Origin of the sequence: Acinetobacter sp. A1, from assembly GCF_012371315.1 — a bacterium.
Lineage (GTDB): Bacteria > Pseudomonadota > Gammaproteobacteria > Pseudomonadales > Moraxellaceae > Acinetobacter.
In genome coordinates this window covers 1-25,151 of sequence record NZ_JAAZQY010000011.1, presented here as the reverse complement: position 1 = coordinate 25,151, position 25,151 = coordinate 1, and the positions used below count along the sequence as shown (strand labels likewise).

Below are 25,151 nucleotides of genomic sequence, written 5' to 3'. Positions count from 1 at the left end.
GATTAACCGTTGTTTTGCTTCTCTTTGATCTCTGCCAAAGTTTTGCAATCAATACATAACGTTGCAGTTGGACGTGCTTCTAAACGACGTAAACCAATTTCGACACCACAAGTTTCACAAAAACCATAGTCATCGTTTTTAATCGCTTCAATAGATTGTTCAATTTTACGAATCAATTTACGTTCGCGGTCACGAGTACGCAACTCAATTGCAAACTCTTCTTCTTGAGTCGCACGGTCGTTTACATCTGGCAAGGCTGTATTTTCGTCTTGCATAGTGTTTAAAGTGCGGTCAACTTCTGACATTAACTCTTCTTTCCACGCCATGAGAATTTGACGGAAATGCTCGAGTTGTCCTTCAGACATGTATTCTTCATTTTTTTTAGGCTGATAAGGTGCAATACCAAATAAGCTAGCTGTAGAACCGCCCTCTAAAGCCTTTGGCTTTGCCTTACGCACGCGTTTTGTAGCTTTTTCTTCTACAAGATCTGTTTGTTCGTCCAAGACTTGATTTTGGTTGTCATTCGCCATGTAGGGCATTCCTCATCATATGCGTACGATTGGTACGCGAAAAATATGGTGATATGCAAGTGTTTTTATCCACTCCCAAAGAACAATATTCGATCTTCGGGGGACGTCATCATATAGACTTTTTTTGATTATGGATAGTCTTTGATGTTTGGATGTGTTATCGCATTTTTCGTTGAAGGCATAAAGTAAAGCAAAAGAAATAAAATGAAAAGTTAATAACCTGAAATTTCAAAATTTATTTGTTGCACGATATGCTCAACCCGATGCACCTGAGTGCTAAAACTGCCATCTGCATTCAAATGTAACACACGGTAACCCGGGGCTTCTGTACCTAAAGCAAAGTGTTGGCTGTGTGGTTTGAACTGCACGCAGGTCGATGGAGTTGAGTAAAACTGAATCCCTTGCCATTCATTGAGCGAGTCCTGATGCACATGACCGCACAGCACCAGTTTGACTTGACTGTGCCGCGCCAACACATCAATTAAATCTTCAGTGTTTTTTAACTTGTGCTGATCAATCCAGTGTGAATGCATATCAAAAGGATGATGATGACAGGCAATGATCACATACTGATGCGCATGTTGTTGCAGAACCTGATCTAATTGTTGTAACTGTGCTGCATCCATCCATCCATCGACACGGTTTTTGACGGCTGTATTCAGCAAGATCACGCACCAGTTACCCAGTTCAATCGCATGGACTTGATTGGATTTTACATAAAAAGGGAAGACCTCGGCATCATCATGATTGCCAGGAATTTGATAATGCGGAATATTTAATGCCTGCATAAATTTTAAATAGCGCTGATATGTCGCAGCGACAGGCACTTGTGCTAAATCGCCAGTATGAAAAATTGCATCGGCCTGCGGGTATTGTTGTGTAATATCCTGCATGACCGCATGAAAACTGTGTTCAGGATTCATGTGCACAAACTCTAAATCATCCTGATCCATGAGATGTGTATCTGAAATTTGTACAATGGTCCAGCGCTCTGGCTGGTGTGTATTTGGGAATAAAGTCATGCCTGACCCCTTAGACATCCTTTACGGTTTTAATCTGTTGTTGTAACCATTGCAATGCCATAATGACAGGTGCGTTCTTTAGCCGACCATTGGTCAGTAAGTCAGGAATGTCCTGATAATCAATAATATGTAATTGGATGTTTTCTCCCTCATCTGGCATTCCAAAAACGCCACCTTCCTGTGGTAGCGTGGTATTCGCACTATATAAGTGGAACAACTCTGCACATGCCCCTGCAGAAGGGTAAAAACTAAATAAATGTTGTAATTGTTGCAGCTCGCAGCCTGACTCTTCTAAGGCTTCACGACGAATGCAGCTTTCAGGCGATTCATTGCCATCCAGTACCCCTGCAATCACTTCCAATTGCCAAGGCGAGTCGCTGTCGTCAATTGCACCAATGCGGAACTGTTCAATCAGTGCAAATTTTTGTTGTGCGGCATCATAAATGAGTACCCCAGCCGCTTCAGGGCGTTGAATAAGTTCACGCTGAAGGACTGGGGTATAGGTGGTTTGATTAAACAAGCGATGGCTCAGGCTGACTTTCTCAACCTGAATAAACCCGCGATACAGGTATTCACGCTGGTGAATCTGTGCATCGTGTTGACCATAAGTTGCTTGTTGAATAATCTTCATAAACTCTCATCAGGATGAGCAAAGCATGATTTCATCCTAACTGAGATTTGATTGAATACAAACGCTTTTTAAACAATTTATAGCTTATGGTACAATTTTTGACCATGTTCCTGATAAGCGGTTTTCATGGCTTTGAGACCTGATTCTACCTCTGCATCTACTTGCTCTGTTTTGTTCGCAGTATTTTGATTTTGTGCATAATCTCTCACATTTTGGGTGATTTTCATGGAGCAGAACTTTGGTCCGCACATTGAACAGAAGTGTGCAGACTTATGCGCTTCTTTTGGCATGGTTTCATCATGCATGCTGCGTGCGGTGTCTGGGTCAAGGCTCAGGTTGAACTGATCTTCCCAGCGGAATTCAAAACGTGCTTTAGACAGCGCATTGTCACGGGCTTGTGCACCTGGGTGACCTTTGGCAAGGTCAGCCGCGTGGGCTGCAATCTTATAGGTGATGATGCCGTCTTTGACGTCTTTTTTGTTTGGTAAGCCCAAATGCTCTTTTGGTGTCACATAGCACAGCATTGCTGTACCGTACCAGCCAATCATCGCTGCACCAATGGCAGAGGTAATGTGGTCGTAGCCTGGAGCAATATCAGTGGTTAATGGGCCAAGTGTATAGAATGGTGCTTCTTTACAGACCTCAAGTTGCAAGTCCATATTTTCTTTGACCATGTGCATTGGCACGTGTCCTGGGCCTTCAATCATCACTTGCACATCATGTTCCCAAGCACGGTGGGTCAATTCGCCCAAAGTACGCAGCTCGCTGAACTGTGCTTCATCGTTGGCATCTTGAATACACCCTGGACGTAAACCATCACCCAAGCTGAACGATACGTCATAAGCCTTCATGATTTCGCAGATTTCATCAAAATGTGTGTACAGGAAGTTTTCTTCGTGGTGTGCCAAACACCACTGTGCCATGATTGAACCACCACGTGACACAATGCCTGTTAAGCGGTTAGCTGTGAGGGGTACATAACGCAATAACACCCCTGCGTGAATGGTGAAGTAATCCACGCCTTGCTCTGCTTGTTCAATCAGGGTGTCTTTAAAAATTTCCCAAGTCAGGTCTTCGGCAATGCCATTTACTTTTTCTAAGGCTTGATAAATAGGAACAGTACCAATTGGCACAGGTGAGTTACGGATAATCCATTCACGGGTTTCATGGATGTTCTTACCTGTCGATAAGTCCATGATGGTGTCTGCACCCCAACGGGTTGCCCAAGTCATTTTTGCGACTTCTTCATCAATACTGGAACCTAGTGCCGAGTTACCAATATTGGCATTGATTTTCACCAAGAAGTTACGGCCAATAATCATCGGTTCACATTCTGGGTGGTTAATGTTGGCAGGGATAATTGCACGGCCTTCAGCCACTTCCTGACGTACAAATTCTGGCGTGATTTCGGTTAGATTTTTAGCCCCGAAGTTTTGACCTGGGTGCTGACGCATATCGACCCCTTCGCGCTGACGCTGGTTTTCACGAATCGCGATATATTCCATTTCTGGGGTGATGATGCCTTGTTTGGCATAGTGCATTTGGGTTACGTTTTTGCCCGCTTTGGCACGACGTGGCTTTTGAATATGCGCAAAACGAATTTCAGCGGTGCGAATGTCACGTAAGCGTTCTTGACCAAATGCAGAGCTCAGAGTTTCTAGTTTTTCGGTGTCTTGGCGTTCTTCAATCCAGCTGTCACGAATATTTGGTAAGCCTTTGTTTAAGTCAATTTCAACATTTGGGTCGGTATATACGCCTGAAGTGTCATACACCATAATAGGTGGATTGTGTTCACCACCCAAACCTGTTGGGGTATCGGTCAATTCAATTTCACGCATTGGCACTTGAATGTCTGGGCGTGAGCCTTGGATATAGACTTTTTTCGATGCAGGTAAAATGCGGGTTAAATCTTTGGCATCTTGCTCGTGTTGAGCAGAAATATCAGCAGGGGACAGATTCGTTAATTGGTTCATTGCAATGATCCTGAAGAATGAAATCAACGAATCAAGCACGACCAAAAACATAGCAAATCAAACTGTTTAAAAAGTTAAAACAGTTTTTAGGCGGGGTGTTTAGGTGGCTTGATTCCTACGCAGGTTTTAACCTGATCAGGTTCAACGGTACTTGGGTTTACATCTTGTGTATTGCTTTAGGCTGAACACAAAATGGACACAATCTCAGCGAGGAATTACTCGCGCTCCGTCAAGCTGTATAAATAGTAGCATGTTGTGACTATAAAAGCAGGGCTCACCGTGCTTTTATTCAGGTGGGGTGTTTGGTAGAAAATTACCTTTAAAGCGGCAGGCAAATGCCATCACTGAAACAGTCACGCTTTGAATTGGTGAGCGTGGTTTTGAGGTTTAAATATTGATTCAGTTGTGCGTGTACCAAAGCTTGCTCGCCATGTTCACGTTTTTGTTGTGCGGTAGGCTGGGCGGAAATTTCATTAAGGCGTTGTTCTGCGCTCATTTGTAAAAAGGCAATAAATTTGCGTGCTTGATTGGCCAAAGTAGATTTTTGCAGTTCAGCCAGTTTTTTAACTTCAAATAATACAGCGGGCTGAATACTGGATTCATCGACATAATCGTATGAAACAGGGCTTTGCGCTGTCCCTTTAAACAACAGTATGGCATAAAGTTCAGCCAGATAACGTGCATCTGCAATAAAGTGACTTTTTGGATAACGTTGTAGATAATCTTCCCAAAACAAAGCACGTTCTGCGATGTCTGTCGCATCGAGCGTCAATCCTGCATCTTGTAAGCTAGACTGCATGTTGTCATTGGCCAGTCTTTCAATGAAAACTTGCTCAGCATCGGGCATATAAGGTGCAAAAATAATTGCTAAATATTGCGGACTGCGTCGGTATGCAAGCTTGCTTGCACCTGCATCATGCAGTTCTAAGTAGGCTTGTCCTTTGTGTTTCAATAAATACTGATCACGCGCAGCAAATTTTTCAAAATGACTTTGCTGAATGGTGGGGTGTTGAGCCATATCAAAGGCGTGTTGTTCAAACGCTAATTGTTCTGTAGCACTACGTTCTACATGCAAAAAGCGTTGATACATTTGGGTGGAAAGGTCGAGCAATTTTAACTGTTCTGCTAAAGGCAACAGCGGCAAACAGACTTTTAAGTCCTGATTGATTTGCTCTAAGGCAAATGTGGTGCGGGTATTATCAATTTGCTGCATGTTGTGCTGAATGTTGTCACACATTTGGGTTAAATCCACAGGCTCACTGGCACTGGTCTGCACCTGTGGCGGCTCAGGTACAGGCGGAGTATCCGAGTTTTGGCAGGCGAGTAAACCTAAGCAACTGCTAAGCAGTATGATCAGTTTACTCATGCGAAAAAATTTAACCATTACAGCAATTCAACATAAAAATTGATTGGTCATTGAAGGTGATCTCTAAGTGTCAATCCATCATGAGAAAAGTGGTACAAACATACGTCATCAAACAAAAATTAAGCATTGCCAAAAAGTAGAATTTCCAGACCATTCGTACGATGCAGACGGTTTGTAGAAATACACTTCATTGCACAACTGAGAGTGCTCATTGTAAGGTCAAATAGCCGCAAGAAATTGTAGTATTCTGCTAGAGTTTGGTTACATGGTTGTGATGTGAAGCTGAATTGTGAAGCCTGTGTAAGCAGAGGTTTTTTGAGTTAGCGCTTATGCAATGAATTGAAATAAAATGAAAATTAATGCAATGTAATGAAACTCATACGGAAAAAATGCAAATAAGCTTTAGTATGTGCAGAGTAAAAAGAACATGCAATTGGATTGATGAAATCGCAAAAGTGGGTTGTTAGAAAAACAATGAAAAAAATCGTTTTGAGTCTGAGTTTATTGTGGGCAAGTTCAGGAGTATTTGCTTTAGATTTGCTGCAAGCCTATGCACGTGCTCAACAGAACGACCCGAATTGGCAAGCACAGCAATTGCAGTATCAAGCCGATCAACTGAATTTAGGGATTGCCCAAGGTAATTTACTGCCAACAGTGACCTTATCTGGCAATATCACCCGTAAAAGTCAGGACATGAGTCAGGTTAATATCGCAGACTTTCCCAATGACATGCTAAATAGTGCATCATCCACATCGCGTCAAGTGGCTTTAACCGCACGTCAACCATTGTTCCGTTGGGATGCTTGGCAAGCTTTAAAACAAGTTAAAACCTCTTTGAGCTTGAGCGAAGTGACTTTGCGTTTACAACAGCAACAACATATTTTGAATGTGTCTGAAGCTTATTTTAATGTGTTGCGTCAGCAGTCTTTAACCACCGCCTATTTACAAGAAGAAAAAGCCCTGCTGGAACAGCTTAATATGATGAATGCCAAATTGCGTGAGGGTTTAGTGGCTAAAAGTGAAGTCAGTGAAGCCAATGCGCAATATCAAAATGCACGTGCCAATCGTATTGCAACGCATGTGCAACTGGTGTTGGCACAAGAACAATTGGCACAACTGATTGGCCCGTATCGGGAAAATTTGGCAGTACTGCGTGAAGATTTTCAATTTCAGAAACCCGTACCAGAGCGTCTGGAAGATTGGACGCAGTTGGCCCAACAGCAAAATTTAGCCATTTTACAGGCCCGTTTACAGCGCCAATATGCTGAAGATGCACGTCGGGTCGAGCAGGCTGCGCGCTATCCACAAGTTGAGGCCGTTGGCAGCTATGGCTATGCCAAGCAAAGCCCTGAAAGTGTGATGTCACCCGATGGTCAGTTTGATCAGATTGGGGTTGAGATGAACTGGAACGTGTTTAGTGGTGGGCGTGTCAGTAAAAATGTGCAAAAAGCGGCAGTGCAAGTTCAAAAATCGGAAGCTGAACTAGATGCCGCAATTCGCAAAGCCCAAACCGATGTAAAGAAAGCATATTTACAAGTAGAAACGGATCAGGCCAAATTGCAGGCACGCCAAGCAGCCATGAATTCAGCAGACTTGGTGGCACGTGCCTCGAAAGCGCAATATCAAGAAGGTTTAAAAACCATGGTGGATGTATTGCTGGCACAGCGTAATGCTTTTTCGGCGAAGCAAGATTATCTCAATGCACAATATGATTATTTAAATCATGTCTTGCAGCTTAAAGCTGCGGTGGGACAATTAACCGAACAAGACTTGCAGGAAATGAATGCTTGGTTGGTGCAAAAGGCATCGTAGCATAGGCTCACTAAGAAAACCGAAATGCAGGATTGTTGTTTAAAGACAGAAACGATCAGACTTTAGAGTTTGGTGAGAAAATGTCATAAAAACGTCATCATTGCTGTGCTTTAATATTGAATCATTGCGTCAGTCTATCCTTTTGTTGTGGAGAGTATTCCTTGAGTACGAATAATCCTGTGTTAAGTCACCATATTTCTTCTCAGTTCAATGAAGATTTGCAGGATGTAAATACCAAATTTATGACCATGGGTGGTTTGGTAGAACAGCAGGTTGCCAATGCGATTCATTCACTCTTGGATACTGATGCAGCGTTGGCGGTAGAAGTGCAATTCCAAGATAATGTGGTTAACCGCATGGAAACCGAAATTGACGAAGCCTTAACTTTGATTTTGGCACGTCGTCATCCTGCAGCCATCGACTTGCGTATGGTCATTGCCATGTCTAAAGCCAATACTGATTTAGAGCGTATTGGCGACGAAGCTGCAAAAATTGCACGTATTGCCCAAAACTTATGTGAAGAAGGTGGTTCGCCACGAGGTTATATGGAAACCCGTCATATTGGCAACCAAGTACGTGTCATGATTCATGATGCATTGGATGCTTTTGCACGTTTAGATGTAGATCAGGCCCTACGTGTATTGTTGGCAGATGCCGATATTGACCGTGAATATCAATCTGCAACTCGCACCCTGATGACTTATATGATTGAAGATCCGCGTCATATTTCACGTGTAATCAATGTGATGTGGGTGTTGCGTTCATTGGAGCGTATTGGTGACCACGCGCGTAATATTTCTGAACAAGTCATCTATATGGTGAAAGGTTTTGATGTGCGCCATACCAGCGTCAAAGAAATTGAAGAAAAAGTACAGGAACGCTAAGTTCTAGTTACTTTTAGTTTTAAAGCCTCATCTGATGATGGGGCTTTTTTTACGCCACTATTTTTATTGTCCGAATTTCTTTGAGAGTAGAAGCTAGTCTATTTTGAAAAATTTTGGGCAAAAAAAATCCCAGACTTTGGGGGAAATCTGAGATTGAAATCGGGGATATTTATTATAGTAAGAGACAATTGCTTATCTCCTTGGAAATAAGTATAGGAAAAGCCAGCGCGATAATCATGTGCTTTATTGTAGTGGAATGTAGCGTTTTATATACAAATGTATTTTAGAATTACATTGTTATTTGTGTGATTTATTTTTTATGATTTTATTTGAAATCATTACCTAAGCCGCTATTTTTAGGGTTTAAAGATGTGAATGTTCATCTTTAAAAAAATCAGCAATAGCTTTCACTTTTTGAATCTTCTTTCAGTTGTTTTGCTGCATGGCAGTAGGTCATGCAAAAAAAGGCATAAAAAAGAGCCTTCGTGAAGACTCTTCTTTGGTATTAGTGCGTGATCTCAGCATCGCATGATGCGAGTGCAAATACTGGCATGGAATTAGTTTTGAGGTTTTAAACCTTCAGCAACCTCAAGGCTAGCATCATTGTTCAGGAACTTCTCACGCTGTTCTTCAAGAAACTTTTTCGCATCGGCCTCAAACACATTTAAACGCTTTTCGTTAATGAGTGTAGTTTGGTGTTTGAGCCATTCTTGCCATGCCTGCTTAGACACGGTTTCAAACAGTTCCTGACCTTTTGCACCTGGAAATGGTGCAAAATCCATCGCATCCATTTCCTTTTGATATTTACGACAAAACACTTGTTTAGACATAGTGACTTCCTGGTTAGGCATAAAGTTGGGCAAGACGTGCTTGAGCACGTTCAATTGCTGCAGCGACTTGTGCAGGTGCAGTGCCACCAATATGATCACGTGCATTTACAGAAGCCTCAAGGGTTAAGGCTTTTTCAAATACATCGGCTTGAATCAAATCAGAGAATTGTTGTAATTGCGCTAAGCTCAGTTCAGACAAGTCTTTACCTTCTTGAACACCCAAGGCTACGGCTTTACCTACAATTTCATGCGCATCACGGAATGCTACGCCATTTTTCACCAAGTAATCGGCAAGGTCGGTTGCTGTAGAGAAACCACGCAATGCTGCTTCACGCATTTCTGCAATATTTGGTACTAAGGCAGGGATCATGTCGGCAAATGCCATGAGTGAGCCACGTACCGTATCAATTGCATCAAATAAAGGTTCTTTGTCTTCTTGGTTGTCTTTGTTGTAAGCCAAAGGCTGACCTTTCATCAGGGTTAATAGGCTCATTAAATCGCCATAGACACGACCTGTTTTGCCGCGCACCAATTCAGGTACGTCTGGGTTTTTCTTCTGCGGCATAATGGATGAGCCTGTGCAGAAACGGTCTGGAATATTCACAAACTTAAATTGTGCCGATGTCCATAAAATCAGCTCTTCAGACATGCGTGACAAGTGCATCATAATTAACGATGCAGCGGCATTAAATTCGATCCCAAAATCACGGTCTGATACTGCATCTAGCGAGTTTTCAGATACAGCTTCAAAGCCAAGTAGTTCTGCCGTATAAGCACGGTCAATCGGGTAAGTCGTGCCTGCTAATGCCGCAGAACCCAATGGCATGCGGTTGACACGTTTACGACAGTCAATTAAACGCTCTGAGTCACGTACTAACATTTCAAACCACGCCATCAGGTGGTGACCAAAGGTCACAGGCTGTGCGGTTTGCAAGTGAGTAAAACCAGGCATAATAGTGTCAGTATTTTTTGCAGCCAGTGTCAAAATACCGTGTTGTAGTTTTTTTAATAATTCTAAAATTGCATCAATTTCATCACGGACATAGAGGCGAATATCGGTTGCCACTTGGTCATTACGGCTACGACCAGTGTGTAGTTTTTTACCTGTAATGCCAATACGCTGAGTTAAGCGTGATTCAATGTTCATGTGCACATCTTCAAGATCAATGCGCCATTCAAATTGACCCGCTTCAATTTCGGCCTGAATGGTGTTTAAGCCCTGAACAATGTCATCACGCTCTTCGCTGGTGAGTACACCCACTTTTGCCAACATGGTGGCATGTGCAATTGAGCCTGCAATATCTTGTTTATAAAAGCGTTGGTCAAATTGAACAGATGCTGTAAATTCAGCAACAAATGCGTCAGTAGCTTCAGAGAAACGACCGCCCCACATACCCGAAGTTTGGGCTTGTGACGGATTTGAGGAATTAGAAGATGTGGTCATATCGGCTCAATAAAGTAAAAAGCGGTAATTTGGACAAGAGTATAACAAATTCAGATTCACTTGCCGAAGAACAAGCCAATCAAACTTTTGCTGATACGCAGGCAGAACAAAATTATGTGTATTTTTTTACGAAAATAGGACGTTGGCAATATCTAATTGAACTATTTATTGGCAGCAATGCTTTGGCAATGGTCTTGGCTTTGGCTGAAGCACAGGGCTGGCAAGGTTTAAGTTTTAGTCGGGTGCTGCAATATATTTTGTATATCAACTGGGTAGTGTTGTGTTTTGCGGCTTTGGTTGAATTTTTTCAGGCACGTTTTTTACGCATGGGCTTGGCGCTGTCGTTTATGGTGAGTTTTATCTTGCTGCAAGCCATCGTATTGGTCACGACACTCAGCTTAAATACCTTATTGCATTTTGGGCAAAATTTTCATTTGCAGCAGTTTAGTCTGGCAGAATTGATGCATAGGATTGGATTGCATTTGAGTTATGGTGTGATTTTGGGTGCATTTTGTTTTCGTTATATCTATGTGCGAGAACAAGCCATTCAGCAGCGGCATAGTGAATTGCAAGCGCGGGTGCATGCTATGCAGGCCCGTATTCATCCACACTTTTTGTTTAACAGCTTAAATAATGTGATCAGTTTAATTGCAATTGACCCCGATAAAGCTGAGCAGATGTTGCTGAATTTATCACGTTTATTCCGTGCCAGTTTGCAGGAATTAAAACTGGTGAGCCTGAAAGATGAGATCGAACTTTGCCAACGATATTTAGAGATTGAGCAAATTCGTTTGGGTGATCGGCTGGCGGTAGAATGGAAAATTGAACAACCGCAACTGCTCAGTCAGGTACAAATTCCGTTATTAACTTTACAACCCTTGCTAGAAAATAGTATTTTTCATGGAGTTGAAAAAGTTTTAGCAAAGAGTACGATAAGTATATTGATCGAAATATTGCAAAACCAAGTCAATATTGTCATTACAAATCCGTATGTCAGCGATAAAATAAATTTAAGATCTGGACATGGGATTGCACTGCAAAACGTGGAACAGCGCTTAAAAGCGTATTATGGACGCAGCGTTACTTTCAAAAATTATGCGGGGAATGGTATGTACACCACGGTGCTACAATACCGTTATAAATAAAATAAGCTGTGATTGCTCTGATTTTTCTAGACTTGATAAAAATAAAGTTATTGACTTAAAAAGGAGGAAAAATGGACATCCTAATTTGTGATGATGAGCCTCTAGCTAGAGAGCGATTATCACGTTTGGTCACTCAACTGGGGCATCATGTGGTGGCAACGGCAGCTCATGGGCAACAGGCGATTGAACTGGCGGATGAACATCAGCCGGATGTCATATTATTAGATATTCAAATGCCGGGAATGGATGGTCTAAGTTGTGCTCAGCATTTGCGTGAGCTTGACCCTATGCCAGCCATTGTGTTTTGTACCGCTTATGATGAACACGCACTTGATGCGTTTAAATCCAATGCGGAAGGCTATTTGTTAAAACCGATAATGCAACAGGAATTGCAACAGGTTTTAGATCATTTAACAAAACTCACGCAAGCGCAGATGAGTCATTTAAAACAAAAAGAAAATATGGACGAATTAAAAATAAAACGTCACCAAATCGCGGCGAAAACCTATCGCGGTGTAGAGTTGGTGCCAATAGAAAATATCTACTATTTTTTAGCTGATCAGAAATATGTCACTGTGCGTCATAAAAATGGCAGTGTCCTGATTGATGAAACGCTGAAAGATTTAGAAACCGAGTTTGGTGATCAGTTTATTCGGATTCACCGAAATGCCTTAGTGTCGATTCAGTTTTTGGAGGGGCTAGAAGTGGTCAATTCAGGACAATATCAGGTGCGTTGCCGTGAGCTGGATGAGCGTTTAGCCGTCAGCCGCAGACACTTACCTTTGCTGAGAGAACGCATCCAAAAACTCTAATTTTTGTGCAGAATCCAGCATTTTTTGTAAGTGGATCAAGCAATCGGTAGAGAAATAGACTTGCATTTTTAGGGGATCAGGTTAAGTTTAGATGAACAAAATTGATCTTGCTTAGTCACTATGATGAAAACCCTGAAAATTGCAACTCGACAAAGCCCGCTTGCGTTATGGCAGGCCGAACACATTCGTGCCCGCTTGGAAGCACTGCATGCCGATTTAACCGTTGAGTTGGTGACCTTTGTCACGCAGGGCGATAAAATTTTAGATACCCCATTGGCAAAAATTGGGGGCAAGGGACTGTTTGTTAAGGAATTAGAAGCCGCTTTGATGGATGGTCGTGCCGACTTGGCGGTGCACTCCATGAAAGACGTACCGATGGCATTGCCTGAGGGCTTAAATTTGGCGGTCATTTGTGAGCGTGAAGACCCGCTAGATGCTTTCGTGTCAAATCACTATGCGCATTTTTCAGATTTGCCACAGGGTGCCAAAGTGGGTACATCCAGCTTGCGCCGTAAATGCCAAATTTTGAAAGCACGCCCAGATTTAGAAATTATAGATTTACGCGGTAATGTGGGAACACGTTTATCTAAACTGGATGATGGTCAATATGATGCCATTATTTTGGCCAGTGCAGGTTTGAAACGTTTAGGTTTGGAGCAGCGTATTCGTCATACTATTCAGCCTGATCTGAGCTTACCTGCCGTTGGGCAAGGCGCTTTAGGTTTGGAGTGTCGTAGCCAAGATCAGGCGGTATTGGATTTGATTTTACCGTTGATGGATGCAGACACCAATGTTTGTGTACGTGCGGAACGTGCCTTTAATGCCTATTTGGAAGGTGGTTGCCAGGTGCCAATTGCAGGCTATGCAACCTTACAAGATGGTCAATTACAGATAGAAGGCCGTGTTGGCAGTGTCGATGGGCAAACTATTTTAAAAGCCGTACAAGTTGGTGCGCCTGAACAGGCAGAACAATTGGGTGAACAATTAGCTCAAGCCTTATTGGCGCAAGGTGCAGGTGAGTTGCTCAAAGCTTTGTACCAATAGTGGTCTGTTGTTTTAAGCCATGATTTTTATCAATACTCGCCCGCAGGGGCGTGCTGAAGCGCTCAGTCAGGCTTTGCAACAACAGCACATTGAGGTGATTGATTTGCCGTTGTTGCGCTTGTCAGCACGGCCTTGGTCGGCTGAACTAGCCAGTCTGTATGCCCAATTGCCTAATACGCATATTATTGTGGTGGTTAGCCCAACAGCCGTTGAAATTGGGATGGCGTATTTGGCTCAAAGTCATCTGCAATTGCAGGATTTACAACATATTTGCTGGGTGGCTGTGGGTGAAAAAACTGCAGAAGTGCTGCGTGAATATGGAGTGCACAGCGATATCCCGCAGGTGGAAACCTCTGAAGGGATGCTGAGCTTAGCGAGCTTGCAAAACTTGGCAGCAGGTACGCAAATTGCATTTTGGCGTGGCGAAGGTGGGCGACAATTTATGATGCAAACCCTGCTTGATCAGGGCATGCAAGTACATAACTTTGTCTTGTATCAGCGAGAGTGTCCTGCCAGTTCTGTGCAAAAAATGGCAGCAGTCCGCAGCCGTTTAATACAAACTTCAGAATTTTGGATGATGATTAGCAGTGAGGCCAGTTGGTTAAATTGGTTGATGTTGATTCAGCACGATGCCACTTTACTAAATAAAGGTCATTATTGGGTATTGGGTGATCGACTCGAACAAATTTTGCTCGATTATCAGGCACAGCATCACACAAAATATAAAATACTGAAGTTGACCAATTTAAAAACAGAATTAATATTGCAGCAAATCATGCGTATGCAAGGAAAGTTATGAAGAAACTGATGCTGATCGTTGCGTCGATCGCTGTGATCTGGATAGTCAAATTGAGTTATGACGTCATGCAAATTTCAGCGCAACAACAACAACTCAGCCAAAGTTTGCATCTTGCCGAAAAAAATAATGCCAATTTAAATGACCAATTGGTGGCTTTGCAGCGCCGTAATTATACTCAGCCGTCTTCAGAGCAATCTGCAGCGTATAGTAGCGAAGTGCAGGAAAATAGTATTCAGCCTATGGATGTGGTGTCGCAGCAATTAGACTTGGTCGAGTTCGCATTGCAGCAACAACAGTTTCATTATGCTTTGGAAAAAATGAGTGTGTTGGCAGATGATTTGAATGACTATGCCTTAGCACCTGCCTTAAAACAAAGTCTGCATCAGGTCATTCAGCAAGATCAAAAACAAATCCAACAGTTTATTGCCACGCGTGATGCTCAATATCAGCAGGTGAGTCAGTTGTTACAACAGCTAGATCAGCATTTAAAACTGCAAATTCAACAGCCTGAGCTAAACCCTGCCGATGTAGAGGATCGTTATTTTTGGCAAAAGTGGCTCAGTATTGAGGCCGCTAAACAACCTGCAAGCACCTTAATGCAGCGCCAAATTATCTTAAAAGAAGCTCAATTGCGTTTGTTATTGGCACGTCAGGTATTAATGCAAGGTCAGTATTTGCAATATCAGCAGGAACTAAATGGCATTATCCAGCTGCTACAGTCATTACCTGATCAAAAAGCACAGCAATTGATTCAGCAATTAGAAAAAATTAAAAATTTAAATATTGTACCTACGCCAAGCTTAAAAACACGTGCTTTATTGGGGGCGGTATAAATGAAACAAATTCTACTCGCCTATGTGGTGGTTAGTCTTGTACTCGTTGCGCTGCTCAGTTTGCTGAGTTATGGACATGGTTCAGGCTATGTTTATGTGTATTGGCGTGAGTGGCAATTACAAACCAATATCTGGTTGCTGTTGTTCTTTTTCTTATCCATCAGTGTTTCGTTGCAAGTGTTATGGTTGCTGTTAAAACGCTATTTTAGCCGCGAGCAGCGTAAAGTCGAAACGGTATTTAATTTTAAAAACCTACATCCTTATGAGCAATTGGCAGTCATTTGGTTATTAGATGCTGCTGAGGATCAGCACCAATTTGTCCGACAAGTCTTTGCCCAGTCAGGTTTGCTGAAAGGGGTGATGGAAGCACGTATGTATTCCATTCAGCAGCAATATCCACAAGCCTTGGCAGCTTTAAATCAAAGCAGTGCTGCAGCTTTTGAATTGGCAGAAATTCAGCGTATTGAAATTTATTTGGCGCAGCAGCAACCTGAACAGGCTTTAACCCATTTAGAGTTTCTAAATCAGCATGAATTATCGCCATGGTTATTTAAAGTTAAAACGGCATATCAAAAGCGTTTAATTGATTTGTGGGGGCAATTTGCTACGCAATATCCTTGGCATTATTTGCGTTCGACTAAATATGGCCATTTAGATGCCGAAAAAAAACAACAATGGCTAACTCAATTACTGATTCAGTTTGAGCAGGTAGATGCAGAAAACTTACAGGCATTGCAGCAGCGCTATTTGGATTTAGGTGAACAAATTTTTAGCCAAAGTTATGCGATTCAGGTGTTGTGGCTGAAAGTACTTTCACGTTTGCCTGATATGACGCAACAGCATGAACAGTTAGCTGTACATTTGTTGAGTGAACAATTTAATCAGGAAGTGTTTTATTTATGGTTCCAGCAACAGTTGTTAAAACATCAGCCTGATTATGTGAAAATTGAACAACAAATAAATATCTGGGAACAGAAATACCCTGCATTACCTGTATTTAGTTTTGCCAAATGGCATATTTTTACAGCAACAGCACGCTATTCAGAGGCAGAGCAATTACTTGCTTTATATCCTGAACATGTATTAATGAGTTATTTAAGGGTTAAATCTAATTTAAAAGATCAGCCTGAATTATTAAAACAGTTAAATTTAATCTTTGAAAATAATTCTAATTTTGTCGAAATTAAAATTTAAAGGTGAATTGTGTTAACACTATCAGATTATCCTATTATTTTTGAGCAACGTGTCGCATGGGGTGATATGGATGCTTTTGGGCATGTCAATAATGTGGTGTATTACCGTTATATTGAAAGTGCACGTTTATATTATTTTGATCAATTGAAAATTTTACAGCAAGGCGTGTTCACGGTCGTGGCATCTAATCAATGCCAATATATGCGCCCAGTGGTTTATCCTGATGTATTAAAGATTGGGGTTCGAGTTGAAGAGTTACGTAATAGTGCTATGCGTATGCATTATTTAATCTACAGCGAAACTCAACAAACTATAGTGGCACAGGCAGAAGCAGTTATTGTTTGTGTAGATCATGTAAATATGCAAAAAACCTTAATCCCTGAAAATGTACGCGCAAGTATTCATAAAATAGAAAAAACTGTACAGCATATTCTTGATTAAAACTAAATAATCAGTTCATAATATATCGACTGTTATTTATACGTAGAGTAGTGGATTTTTTATTAAAGCTTTGGTTTGATAAAATGTAATGAATCTGCTTAATTTAATAACTGAATATAAAAAAGCATAGTTTTTGGAGTAAGTATGATGCCCGATATTAGCAATTTATCTGTTGAAGAGTTAAAGCGTTTACAAGCTGAAGCTGAAGCATTAATTGCCACGAAAAAAGATCAAGCAATTGAAGATGCCTATAATCAAATTATCGCAATTGCAGATGGTTTAGGTTTAAGCATTGAGCAAATTCTTGAAGTTGGCGAAAGCAAGCGTAAAAAAAGCCCACGTAAAACAGTAGAGCCACGTTATCGTAGCAAAACTAATCCAACAGATACTTGGACGGGTCGTGGTAAACAACCACGCTGGTTAGTTGCTGAATTAGAAAAAGGCGCGAAACTTGAAGATTTTCTAATCTAAGCTTCATCAATTTGTCATTGAGTTGACTTAGAGTTCAAAAACCAAGCAATACGGCTTGGTTTTTTTATCTGTATCAATTGGCGATGCCGAAAAAGTGTGCATAATGTGTGAGTGTTATAAAAAGTCATTCATAGAAAAATTAGTAAGGTTGGTCGTGGTGGCATGATAAAGAAACCCAAATACATCACGTGGTGGATTTTCGCCCTCATTGCATTTTTGATTTTTGTGTTATTACAAATTCCTGCAGCGTGGTTGATTTCAAAATTTTATAAAAACAACCAGACTTTACATAATGTCAGTGGCAACATTTGGCAGGGGCAAGCCGACTGGCAAAAAGGACAATTACGTGGCACTTTAAACTGGAATACGCGCCCTTTAGATTTGGTACTACTGCGTGTTGCTGCCGACGTAGAAGTGCACAGCGGCAATACACAATTGGAAGGCATAGTTGCTTATCGTTTTGGCACGATTTTACTGCAATCACTCGAAGGTCAAATTGCGCCTGAGACTTTAAAAAGTGTTGTGGACTGGCAATGGCCGAGCAATGCGATTCAACTTAAAGACGTTCATTTAAATTTCAAAAAACAACAAGGTTTTGCAAAGTCAGAAGGACAAATACAGTGGGCAGGGGGCGAGTTGCTGTATCGTTTTGCACAGCGCCAAGATCGTATGAATATTCCTGCTTTAAAAGGCAGTTTGTCTGACGAAAATGGTAAATTGATCTTCGATATTCGAGATCAACGTGAACAGAAAATGGTGAATATTGCACTGGATCAGAATTTGATGCTGGATGTGCAACTCACCCAACGTTTGTTGATGAATGTTGCTTCTTATGAAGGTAAGGCAGGGCTAGATACTTATGTCATCAGTACCCGTCAGCCTTTACTGAAAGGAGGCTTTTGATGCGTGATTTTTCAGAGCGTTGGGCCAACTTAGATTGGAAGCAAGTAGACCGTGTTGCGCCTGTATTATTAACCCTGCTCATTTTGTATTTGTGCTGGAAACTGGCGAGTTTATTTTGGCTGGTGCTTGCACCGCCGCAGGCTATGCAGGTAGATCGGGTAGAATTGGGCTCACAGCAACCACAGATTCCAAATATTTCATCATTTGCACTATTTCATGAGGCTGGGCGTACCGCTACAGTAGACGATCAATTAAATATGACTTTGCAAGGTGTTGTTGTTGGACAACCGAGTCAGTTCTCATCGGCCGTAATTAAAGTGAATGATGTCGCTGAGCGTTACCGTGTGGGAGATGTGATTGATTCTAGTCAGTATCAATTGGCAGAAGTGTATTGGGATCGGGTGATATTACGTCATAGTAGTGGTGCTACGCGTGAGATATTGTTTAAAGGGATCGAAAATGGTTTAAATCAACCGATTGCCCCATTGATTTCCAGTGGCAATGCGCCCGCAATGGTTGCCCCAACAGCGCCTGCACAACCGAATAATGCAATTGGACAAGCAGTGCAGCGAATTCAGGAAGACCGTGAACAATATTTAAAAGAAATGGGAGTTGAGACCAATACAGGCAGCGGTTATGAGGTAACCACACGGACTCCCGCAGCGTTAAGAAATAAACTAGGCTTACAACCAGGTGACCGTATTTTGTCTTTAAATGGGCAGAGTGTTGGGCAAGGGCAAAACGATGCACAGTTACTGGAACAGGCGCGTCGTGAAGGTCAGGTGAAATTAGAAATAAAACGTGGTGATCAGGTGATGACCATACAACAAAATTTTTAAATGAATCGGCATGTTGAACAATGCAGAGGCATATTTAGGGTTAGGAAACACAGTAGATTATGGCTTTATTGAATCATGAGCGTCCATTTTGGGCATTACTGGCTGCTGCACCGCTTGTTGCAATGGTGAGTACTGCAAGTCATGCGCAAACCTGGAAAATTAATTTACGTGATGCGGACTTGACTGCATTTATTAATGAAGTGGCCGATATTACGGGCAAAAACTTTGCGGTCGATCCACGCGTGCGTGGTAATGTCACGGTGATTTCCAACAAAGCCTTAAATAAGAATGAAGTCTATGACCTGTTTTTAGGGGTGCTGAATGTCAATGGTGTGGTTGCCATTCCATCGGGCAATACCATTCGTCTTGTACCTGACAGCAATGTCAAAAGTTCAGGTATTCCCTATGACGGCCGTCAAAATGCACGTGGCGATCAAATTGTGACACGTGTGATCTGGCTAGAAAATACCAATGCCAATGACCTGATTCCTGCTTTACGTCCGCTCATGCCACAGTTTGCACATTTGTCTGCAGTGGGCGGCACCAATGCCTTAATCGTGTCAGACCGTGCCAGCAACATTTACCAGCTAGAAAGCATTATTCGTAATTTGGACGGTACTGGGCAAAATGACATTGAAGCGATTAGTCTACAGTCTAGTCAGGCAGAAGAGGTTATTGGTTTGCTTGAGTCGATGAGTTCGACCGGGGCAGCCAAAGATGTGAAAGGCTCTCGTGTGCGCATTGTGGCAGACAACCGCACCAATCGAATTATCATTAAAGGTGACACTGCAACCCGTAAACGCATTCGTCAAATGATTGAAATGATGGATGTGCCTGCCGCAGATCGTTTGGGCGGCTTAAAAGTTTTCCGTTTGAAGTATGCCAGTGCACAGAATTTAGCGGAAATTTTGCAAGGTTTGGTGTCGGGGCAAGCAGTCAGTAGCAGTTCTGGCTCAAATAACAACAGCAGTAATAATAGTAGTACAAGCAACCTGAGTAACAACAATAACAATACGGGCAATTCATCTACAATCTCCACCCCAGGTATTAATTTGGGCGGTAGTTCAAATAGCAATAATCAAAACAACATCACCAGTTTTAATGGCAATGGGGTTAGTATTATTGCCGATGGTTCGCAAAATGCCTTGGTGGTTAAAGCAGACCCGCAACTGATGCGTGAAATTGAATCGGCCATTCAGCAGCTAGATACTCGCCGTCAACAGGTGTTGATTGAAGCTGCGATTATTGAAGTAGAAGGCACTGATGCTGATCAGCTCGGTGTGCAGTGGGCGCTGGGAGATTTAAGCAGCGGCATTGGCTTGATTAACTTTGACAATATCGGTGCCAGTCTGAAAAATGTTGCGGCAGGCTATTTGACAGGTGGTGCAGCAGGTGCGGGTGGTGCGATTGGTGCAGGCACATCTTTGGTTTTGGGTGATTATCGCGAAAGTCGTGATGGTTCGCGCAAGCTCTATGGTGCGATGATTCAGGCACTGAAAGAAAAAACCAAATCCAACTTATTGTCTACGCCATCCATTGTGACCATGGACAATGAAGAAGCCTATATTGTGGTGGGTGAGAACGTTCCCTTCGTAACGGGTTCATTATCCACCAATGGCGGAGTGGCAAACCCGTATACCACCATTGAGCGTAAAGATGTCGGGGTGACTTTAAAAGTTGTGCCTCATATTGGTGAAGGTGGCACACTCCGACTTGAAGTGGAACAAGAAGTGTCTGATGTCAAAGCCAATAAAGGTCAGGCACAGGATTTGGTAACCAGTAAACGTGCCATTAAAACTTCTATTTTAGCAGAGCATGGGCAAACTATTGTCTTGGGTGGTCTAATTTCAGATAACTCAATTTACAGCCGTCAAGCTGTGCCGGGCTTAGGTGCGATTCCAGGGCTTGGGCGTTTATTCCGTTCCGATGGTCAATCCAATCAAAAGCGTAATCTCTTGATATTTATCCACCCGACTATTGTGGGTGATAGTCAGGATATTCGTCGTATTTCGCAGCAGCGCTATAGTCAATTGTATAGTTTGCAACTGGCTATGGATGCCGATGGTAGCTTTGCCAAATTGCCTGAAAATGTCAGTGATGTTTATCAGCAGCGTTTGCCTGTATCTCGGGTTGCACCACAAGCAGGGGTGTACCAAACGCTGCCATCGGCTGTGCCTGCCAACCGTACGGCAACGGTGACTACACCTGTTGCAATTGAGCCTGTGGTACAACGTCAAAGCGTGGCATTGCCGCAGCAGGAAGTGAGTAAAACCAAAAATACGGTTACCACAACCACAATTCGTGCTACACCTTAATCGTATCCTGCACAGATTGTGGTTAAGGGCATGTTATGATGTTGCCAAATCACACCAGAGAAATTATTTATGACTTGGAAAATACAAGCAATTAGCGGTGAATTTACTGGCCAGGAAATTAGTATCGACCGTGATATGTTGGTGGGACGCCATCAAAGTGCAGATTTGGTGCTGCAATCGGCGGAAATTTCACGTAAACATGCGGCTTTTTTAGTGAAAGACCAAGCACTTTACGTGCAAGATTTAAACTCCTCGAATGGCACTTTTGTGAATGATTTGCGCATTGCCGATGAAACCTTGCTTAAAGAAGGCGATATTGTGCAGTTTGCTAGCCTGAAGTTCTCTGTGTTTGCACCAGCCGTTGAACTTGAACATGCTGCAGATGTGGCAGAAACGGCAGAAAAAGTAACCGAAGCTACAGAGAAAACAGCTGCACAGCAAATGAATGAGCAAGGCATGCCCGAATTGAATCAGCGTGACAGTTCGGTGCAATTAAACCGTGATGGGATGCCACAAGGGGTTGCTGTACCTAAGCCAGCACCAATTCCAGAGGGTGTCGATATTCATGCGGTTCAGGCTGAACCTACTCCAGTTGCGGTAGAGCAGCCTATTTCTCGTGTGGAACAAGAGAGAGAACAACAAAAAAATGCATCTGTTGGCTTAATTTCACTAATCGTGTTGGTGATTTTAGCTATTTTGGCATGGGTATTGTTTAAATAAGCGACCTTTGCTTTACAATCAGGGCATGCAATCGCATGCCTTTGTCAATTTAGGGGGGAATGATGTCTATTGCTCAGCTCGATACACGCCAAGTTATTTTATTTGACCTTGATGGAACGCTAGTAGATTCTGCCACAGACTTATACCGTGCCATGAACATGAGTTTGAATGCACTGCAGTTACCTTTAGTGACTCTAGAGCAAGTACGTACTTGGGTTGGAAAGGGCACTGCTGTTTTTTGTCATAGCGTGTTGATGCATTTAATGGGGGTTGTGCATCCCGAGCAACATCAACAGCTCTTGAATACCTTTTTAGACATTTATAATGCTGAACCGTGCATCGATACGCAGCCCTTTGCAGGCATTATTGAGTTTTTGGATTGGGCAAAGGCGCAGAACAAAACTTTGGTTTGTGTGACCAATAAGCCTGAACAACCTGCACGTGCCATTATCGAAGCTTTAGACATGCAAAATTATTTTGATGATGTGATTGGTGGGGACCGTTTTGAAGAACGTAAACCACATCCGCGTCAATTGCTGCACTGTGTCGAGCGTTATCAGGTTGACCCTTCGCAAGTGTTAATGATTGGAGATTCTTCCAATGACGTAGAGGCTGCGCGTCGTGCGGGTATTGATTGTATTGTAGTCAGCTATGGCTATAATCATGGTGAATCCATTGCCGATTGTCAGCCACAACAAATCGTGGATAATTTAACTGAATTGTTAAGGATGTGAACCTTAACAATTCATAATTCAACCCAAACCGCTATAAAGGATATCAATATGAGTCAGGCTGTCATGCCCATATTTCGATGGCGACACTAGTCAGAAACGCAAATCATTCTTCACTTCGTCTTATCGAAAAAATTAGTGTATCGAAATAGGGAGCTTCACATGACCACTCAGACTCAATTTGAACAACTTAAAACTGCGGGCTATAACCTGATTCCTGTATATCGCCAACGTCTGGCCGATACCGAAACGCCATTGTCAGTATTTGCACGTTTGAAACAGCATCAACAAGCCTATTTGTTTGAATCTGTAGAAGGGGGCGAAAACTGGGCACGTTATTCTATTATTGGTTTGGGTGAATCTACTGTTTTTTCCTGCAATGCAGGCGAGTTAACCATTCAACATGCAGATGGTTCAGTAGAAAAACAAAACTGTGCACAGCCTTTTCAATATATCCGCGATTTTCAAGCGCAGTTTAAAGTGCCTACACAGGCCGATTTACCCGAATTGCCAAGTTTTACTGGTGGCTTAGTTGGGTATTTTGGTTACGATGCGGTTCGTTATATTGAGCCACGTTTGAAAAATGTGCCGACAGCAGATCCTGTCGGTTTGCCTGATATTTGGATGATGCTGTCTAAAACAGTCATCGTGTTTGATAATTTAAAAGATACCCTGTTTTTAATTGTGCATGCCGATGCAGCACAGGCAGATGCCTATAACAAGGCACAACAGCAGCTCGATGCACTAGAAGAAGTTTTAGCAACGCCGATTAGCTTAAAAGCACAAAAGCATACACCGCCACATTTTGAATCACTCACAGGCAAAGAAAAATTCTTGGCGTCAATTGAAAAAGTTAAAGAATATATCCGTGCAGGCGATGTCATGCAGGTGGTGCCTGGGCATCGTATGGTGTCGGATTTTGATGGTGAACCGTTACAGGTTTATCGTGCCTTACGTCACCTTAATCCATCGCCGTATTTGTTTTTGGTGCAGGGCAAAACCTTGGCTGACGACCAACCGTTTCATATAGTCGGTTCATCACCTGAAATTTTATCGCGTTTGGAAAATGGCATTGCAACCGTGCGCCCTTTAGCGGGTACACGTCCGCGTGGCAAAACCAAAGAAGAAGACTTGGCTTTGGAACAAGACTTACTGTCAGATGAAAAAGAAATCGCTGAACATTTAATGCTGATCGATTTAGGTCGTAATGATGTTGGGCGTATTGCCAAAATTGGTAAAGTGCAAGTCACCGATCAAATGGTGATCGAACGTTATTCGCATGTCATGCATATTGTCTCCAATGTGCAGGGTGAAGTGCGTGATGATGTAGATGCTTTGGATGTTTTTCAGGCAACCTTCCCCGCAGGCACGCTTTCAGGCGCACCAAAAATTCGTGCTATGGAAATTATTGACGAAGTTGAGCCTGTAAAACGTGGCGTTTTCGGTGGTGCTGTTGGTTATTTAGGCTGGCATGGCGAAATGGATATGTCGATTGCCATTCGTACCTGTGTAATTCGTGAAAATAAGGTCTATGTGCAGGCAGGTGCAGGCTTGGTTGCTGACTCAAATCCTGAATCTGAATGGAATGAAACCCAAATAAAAGCTCGCGCAGTGATCAAAGCGGTTGAATTATCATCAAATGGATTGATTTTATGAGTTTTTAACGGTTTTTTTGAAAAAAACACTTGCACGGATTTCAAGTTTTGCTAAACTGCACACCGTTCCGATACGAAACGTACGAAACACTAAGAAACGCCGGCATAGCTCAGTTGGTAGAGCAACTGACTTGTAATCAGTAGGTCCACAGTTCGAATCCGTGTGCCGGCACCATCTTGGAGAGTTTAAATCGTGAAGTAAAGAACGAACACTGAGTAAGTGTGAAATGGTGGGATTCCCGAGCGGTCAAAGGGAGCAGACTGTAACTCTGCCGCGTAAGCTTCGAAGGTTCGAATCCTTCTCCCACCACCATTAACTTCGATAGAAGTGGTAATTACCAACATAGATGCGGGAGTAGCTCAGTTGGTAGAGCGGCAGCCTTCCAAGCTGCATGTCGCGAGTTCGATCCTCGTCTCCCGCTCCATCGAAGGATTTATCGCTCTTATAGCTCAGTGGTAGAGCACTCCCTTGGTAAGGGAGAGGTCTCGAGTTCAAATCTCGATAAGAGCTCCAGATACAGTTTAGCGATTATTCGCAAAAATTTTTTAAAAAGCAGGCTTATTAGTCTGCTTTTCAAGTATTAGGTGTCTAGATTTTTAGGCGATATGTCGGGGCAGAGTTTTACTCAGCATTGTGTTCGACGTAAACGAGGAAGATGAACATGGCTAAGGCTAAGTTTGAACGTAATAAGCCACACGTTAACGTGGGCACAATCGGTCACGTTGACCATGGTAAAACAACTTTAACAGCTGCAAT

Annotated in this window: 24 protein-coding genes, 4 tRNA genes and 1 riboswitch; of the genes, 21 read left to right on the top strand and 7 right to left on the bottom strand. The window is 42.5% G+C overall.

Annotated elements, in window-relative coordinates:
* Positions 1-2: 2 nt before the first annotated feature.
* The 5 genes from dksA to HHA41_RS05890 all read right to left on the bottom strand — a co-directional run bounded on the left by dksA (position 3) and on the right by HHA41_RS05890 (position 5,522).
* The gene (dksA, locus tag HHA41_RS05910; protein WP_168418386.1) at positions 3-530 is read right to left on the bottom strand and encodes an RNA polymerase-binding protein DksA; all 528 of its coding nucleotides are present in this window, start codon (positions 528-530) and stop codon (positions 3-5) included.
* A gap of 212 nt (positions 531-742) precedes the next feature.
* The gene (gene cpdA / locus HHA41_RS05905; RefSeq protein ID WP_168418387.1) at positions 743-1,552 is read right to left on the bottom strand and encodes a 3',5'-cyclic-AMP phosphodiesterase; all 810 of its coding nucleotides are present in this window, start codon (positions 1,550-1,552) and stop codon (positions 743-745) included.
* 10 nt (positions 1,553-1,562) lie between these two features.
* Complete coding sequence (locus tag HHA41_RS05900) at positions 1,563-2,183, bottom strand: NUDIX domain-containing protein (protein ID WP_168418389.1); 621 nt, start codon at positions 2,181-2,183, stop codon at positions 1,563-1,565.
* Between the two features lie 77 nt (positions 2,184-2,260).
* Positions 2,261-4,156, bottom strand: coding sequence for a phosphomethylpyrimidine synthase ThiC (thiC, locus tag HHA41_RS05895; protein WP_168460931.1), 1,896 nt, complete (start codon positions 4,154-4,156; stop codon positions 2,261-2,263).
* A 95-nt stretch (positions 4,157-4,251) separates the two neighbouring features.
* A riboswitch (TPP riboswitch) is annotated at positions 4,252-4,395 on the bottom strand.
* An 80-nt stretch (positions 4,396-4,475) separates the two neighbouring features.
* A complete protein-coding gene (locus HHA41_RS05890; RefSeq protein WP_252726721.1) occupies positions 4,476-5,522 on the bottom strand; it encodes a hypothetical protein in 1,047 nt (348 codons plus the stop codon).
* 474 nt (positions 5,523-5,996) lie between these two features.
* On the opposite strand from HHA41_RS05890, the gene HHA41_RS05885 reads away from it, so the two are divergent.
* The gene (locus tag HHA41_RS05885; RefSeq protein WP_168460929.1) at positions 5,997-7,334 is read left to right on the top strand and encodes a TolC family outer membrane protein; all 1,338 of its coding nucleotides are present in this window, start codon (positions 5,997-5,999) and stop codon (positions 7,332-7,334) included.
* Positions 7,335-7,495: 161 nt separating this feature from the next.
* The gene (gene phoU, locus HHA41_RS05880) at positions 7,496-8,218 is read left to right on the top strand and encodes a phosphate signaling complex protein PhoU (protein ID WP_168418393.1); all 723 of its coding nucleotides are present in this window, start codon (positions 7,496-7,498) and stop codon (positions 8,216-8,218) included.
* A gap of 557 nt (positions 8,219-8,775) precedes the next feature.
* Here phoU and HHA41_RS05875 read toward each other — a convergent pair.
* Both HHA41_RS05875 and argH read right to left on the bottom strand, forming a co-directional pair.
* Positions 8,776-9,048 carry an oxidative damage protection protein gene (locus HHA41_RS05875; protein WP_026438236.1) on the bottom strand — a complete coding sequence of 91 codons (273 nt, stop codon included), beginning with the start codon at positions 9,046-9,048 and terminating at the stop codon, positions 8,776-8,778.
* Between the two features lie 13 nt (positions 9,049-9,061).
* The gene (argH, locus tag HHA41_RS05870) at positions 9,062-10,492 is read right to left on the bottom strand and encodes an argininosuccinate lyase (protein WP_171525255.1); all 1,431 of its coding nucleotides are present in this window, start codon (positions 10,490-10,492) and stop codon (positions 9,062-9,064) included.
* Here argH and HHA41_RS05865 point away from each other — a divergent pair.
* The 19 genes from HHA41_RS05865 to HHA41_RS05775 form a co-directional block, all read left to right on the top strand.
* Positions 10,483-11,637: a histidine kinase gene (locus HHA41_RS05865; protein ID WP_168460928.1), complete on the top strand. Its 1,155-nt coding sequence runs from the start codon at positions 10,483-10,485 to the stop codon at positions 11,635-11,637. The two genes, argH and HHA41_RS05865, sit on opposite strands and share 10 nt — an antisense overlap.
* Before the next feature lie 71 nt (positions 11,638-11,708).
* On the top strand, positions 11,709-12,449 hold the full coding sequence (locus HHA41_RS05860) for a LytTR family DNA-binding domain-containing protein (protein WP_104852924.1): 741 nt from the start codon (positions 11,709-11,711) through the stop codon (positions 12,447-12,449).
* Positions 12,450-12,572: 123 nt separating this feature from the next.
* Positions 12,573-13,493: a hydroxymethylbilane synthase gene (hemC, locus tag HHA41_RS05855; protein ID WP_168460967.1), complete on the top strand. Its 921-nt coding sequence runs from the start codon at positions 12,573-12,575 to the stop codon at positions 13,491-13,493.
* A 19-nt stretch (positions 13,494-13,512) separates the two neighbouring features.
* Positions 13,513-14,292, top strand: coding sequence for a uroporphyrinogen-III synthase (locus HHA41_RS05850; RefSeq protein ID WP_168460927.1), 780 nt, complete (start codon positions 13,513-13,515; stop codon positions 14,290-14,292).
* Entirely contained in the window at positions 14,289-15,125 is an 837-nt protein-coding gene (locus tag HHA41_RS05845; RefSeq protein WP_168418396.1) for a hypothetical protein, read from the top strand. Before HHA41_RS05850 ends, HHA41_RS05845 begins: the two co-directional genes overlap by 4 nt.
* On the top strand, positions 15,126-16,319 hold the full coding sequence (locus HHA41_RS05840) for a heme biosynthesis protein HemY (protein ID WP_168418397.1): 1,194 nt from the start codon (positions 15,126-15,128) through the stop codon (positions 16,317-16,319). It begins immediately after the preceding gene.
* Positions 16,320-16,328: 9 nt separating this feature from the next.
* Positions 16,329-16,760 carry a thioesterase family protein gene (locus tag HHA41_RS05835; protein WP_168418398.1) on the top strand — a complete coding sequence of 144 codons (432 nt, stop codon included), beginning with the start codon at positions 16,329-16,331 and terminating at the stop codon, positions 16,758-16,760.
* 144 nt (positions 16,761-16,904) lie between these two features.
* Positions 16,905-17,231 carry an H-NS histone family protein gene (locus HHA41_RS05830; RefSeq protein ID WP_168418399.1) on the top strand — a complete coding sequence of 109 codons (327 nt, stop codon included), beginning with the start codon at positions 16,905-16,907 and terminating at the stop codon, positions 17,229-17,231.
* Positions 17,232-17,393: 162 nt separating this feature from the next.
* A complete protein-coding gene (gene gspN, locus HHA41_RS05825; protein WP_168418400.1) occupies positions 17,394-18,134 on the top strand; it encodes a type II secretion system protein N in 741 nt (246 codons plus the stop codon).
* Entirely contained in the window at positions 18,134-18,973 is an 840-nt protein-coding gene (locus tag HHA41_RS05820) for a type II secretion system protein N (protein WP_168460926.1), read from the top strand. Before gspN ends, HHA41_RS05820 begins: the two co-directional genes overlap by 1 nt.
* Positions 18,974-19,032: 59 nt before the next feature.
* Positions 19,033-21,288, top strand: a complete 2,256-nt coding sequence (gene gspD, locus HHA41_RS05815) for a type II secretion system secretin GspD (RefSeq protein ID WP_168460924.1) — start codon at positions 19,033-19,035, stop codon at positions 21,286-21,288.
* A gap of 69 nt (positions 21,289-21,357) precedes the next feature.
* Positions 21,358-22,008, top strand: a complete 651-nt coding sequence (locus HHA41_RS05810) for an FHA domain-containing protein (RefSeq protein ID WP_168418402.1) — start codon at positions 21,358-21,360, stop codon at positions 22,006-22,008.
* 62 nt (positions 22,009-22,070) lie between these two features.
* The gene (locus tag HHA41_RS05805) at positions 22,071-22,742 is read left to right on the top strand and encodes a phosphoglycolate phosphatase (RefSeq protein WP_168460966.1); all 672 of its coding nucleotides are present in this window, start codon (positions 22,071-22,073) and stop codon (positions 22,740-22,742) included.
* A 159-nt stretch (positions 22,743-22,901) separates the two neighbouring features.
* Positions 22,902-24,395 (top strand): anthranilate synthase component I, encoded by a 1,494-nt coding sequence (gene trpE, locus HHA41_RS05800; RefSeq protein ID WP_168418404.1) that lies wholly within the window; start codon positions 22,902-22,904, stop codon positions 24,393-24,395.
* Positions 24,396-24,493: 98 nt separating this feature from the next.
* A tRNA-Thr gene (locus HHA41_RS05795) sits at positions 24,494-24,569 on the top strand.
* A 54-nt stretch (positions 24,570-24,623) separates the two neighbouring features.
* Positions 24,624-24,707, top strand: a tRNA-Tyr gene (locus HHA41_RS05790).
* A gap of 36 nt (positions 24,708-24,743) precedes the next feature.
* Positions 24,744-24,819, top strand: a tRNA-Gly gene (locus HHA41_RS05785).
* 14 nt (positions 24,820-24,833) lie between these two features.
* Positions 24,834-24,908, top strand: a tRNA-Thr gene (locus tag HHA41_RS05780).
* A 148-nt stretch (positions 24,909-25,056) separates the two neighbouring features.
* Positions 25,057-25,151: GTP-binding protein (locus tag HHA41_RS05775; RefSeq protein ID WP_017397055.1), on the top strand; the 95-nt coding region annotated here is incomplete at its 3' end.

Coding starts and splice junctions, on each gene's coding strand:
- HHA41_RS05850 (WP_168460927.1), top strand. CDS start 13,513: ATGATTTTTATCAATACTCGCCCGCAGGGGCGTGCTGAAGCGCTCAGT.
- cpdA (WP_168418387.1), bottom strand. CDS start 1,552: ATGACTTTATTCCCAAATACACACCAGCCAGAGCGCTGGACCATTGTA.
- argH (WP_171525255.1), bottom strand. CDS start 10,492: ATGACCACATCTTCTAATTCCTCAAATCCGTCACAAGCCCAAACTTCG.
- gspD (WP_168460924.1), top strand. CDS start 19,033: ATGGCTTTATTGAATCATGAGCGTCCATTTTGGGCATTACTGGCTGCT.
- dksA (WP_168418386.1), bottom strand. CDS start 530: ATGGCGAATGACAACCAAAATCAAGTCTTGGACGAACAAACAGATCTT.
- HHA41_RS05865 (WP_168460928.1), top strand. CDS start 10,483: ATGTGGTCATATCGGCTCAATAAAGTAAAAAGCGGTAATTTGGACAAG.
- trpE (WP_168418404.1), top strand. CDS start 22,902: ATGACCACTCAGACTCAATTTGAACAACTTAAAACTGCGGGCTATAAC.
- hemC (WP_168460967.1), top strand. CDS start 12,573: ATGAAAACCCTGAAAATTGCAACTCGACAAAGCCCGCTTGCGTTATGG.
- thiC (WP_168460931.1), bottom strand. CDS start 4,156: ATGAACCAATTAACGAATCTGTCCCCTGCTGATATTTCTGCTCAACAC.
- HHA41_RS05860 (WP_104852924.1), top strand. CDS start 11,709: ATGGACATCCTAATTTGTGATGATGAGCCTCTAGCTAGAGAGCGATTA.
- HHA41_RS05840 (WP_168418397.1), top strand. CDS start 15,126: ATGAAACAAATTCTACTCGCCTATGTGGTGGTTAGTCTTGTACTCGTT.
- HHA41_RS05805 (WP_168460966.1), top strand. CDS start 22,071: ATGTCTATTGCTCAGCTCGATACACGCCAAGTTATTTTATTTGACCTT.
- HHA41_RS05830 (WP_168418399.1), top strand. CDS start 16,905: ATGATGCCCGATATTAGCAATTTATCTGTTGAAGAGTTAAAGCGTTTA.
- HHA41_RS05820 (WP_168460926.1), top strand. CDS start 18,134: ATGCGTGATTTTTCAGAGCGTTGGGCCAACTTAGATTGGAAGCAAGTA.
- HHA41_RS05885 (WP_168460929.1), top strand. CDS start 5,997: ATGAAAAAAATCGTTTTGAGTCTGAGTTTATTGTGGGCAAGTTCAGGA.
- HHA41_RS05845 (WP_168418396.1), top strand. CDS start 14,289: ATGAAGAAACTGATGCTGATCGTTGCGTCGATCGCTGTGATCTGGATA.
- HHA41_RS05900 (WP_168418389.1), bottom strand. CDS start 2,183: ATGAAGATTATTCAACAAGCAACTTATGGTCAACACGATGCACAGATT.
- HHA41_RS05810 (WP_168418402.1), top strand. CDS start 21,358: ATGACTTGGAAAATACAAGCAATTAGCGGTGAATTTACTGGCCAGGAA.
- HHA41_RS05890 (WP_252726721.1), bottom strand. CDS start 5,522: ATGAGTAAACTGATCATACTGCTTAGCAGTTGCTTAGGTTTACTCGCC.
- HHA41_RS05875 (WP_026438236.1), bottom strand. CDS start 9,048: ATGTCTAAACAAGTGTTTTGTCGTAAATATCAAAAGGAAATGGATGCG.
- gspN (WP_168418400.1), top strand. CDS start 17,394: ATGATAAAGAAACCCAAATACATCACGTGGTGGATTTTCGCCCTCATT.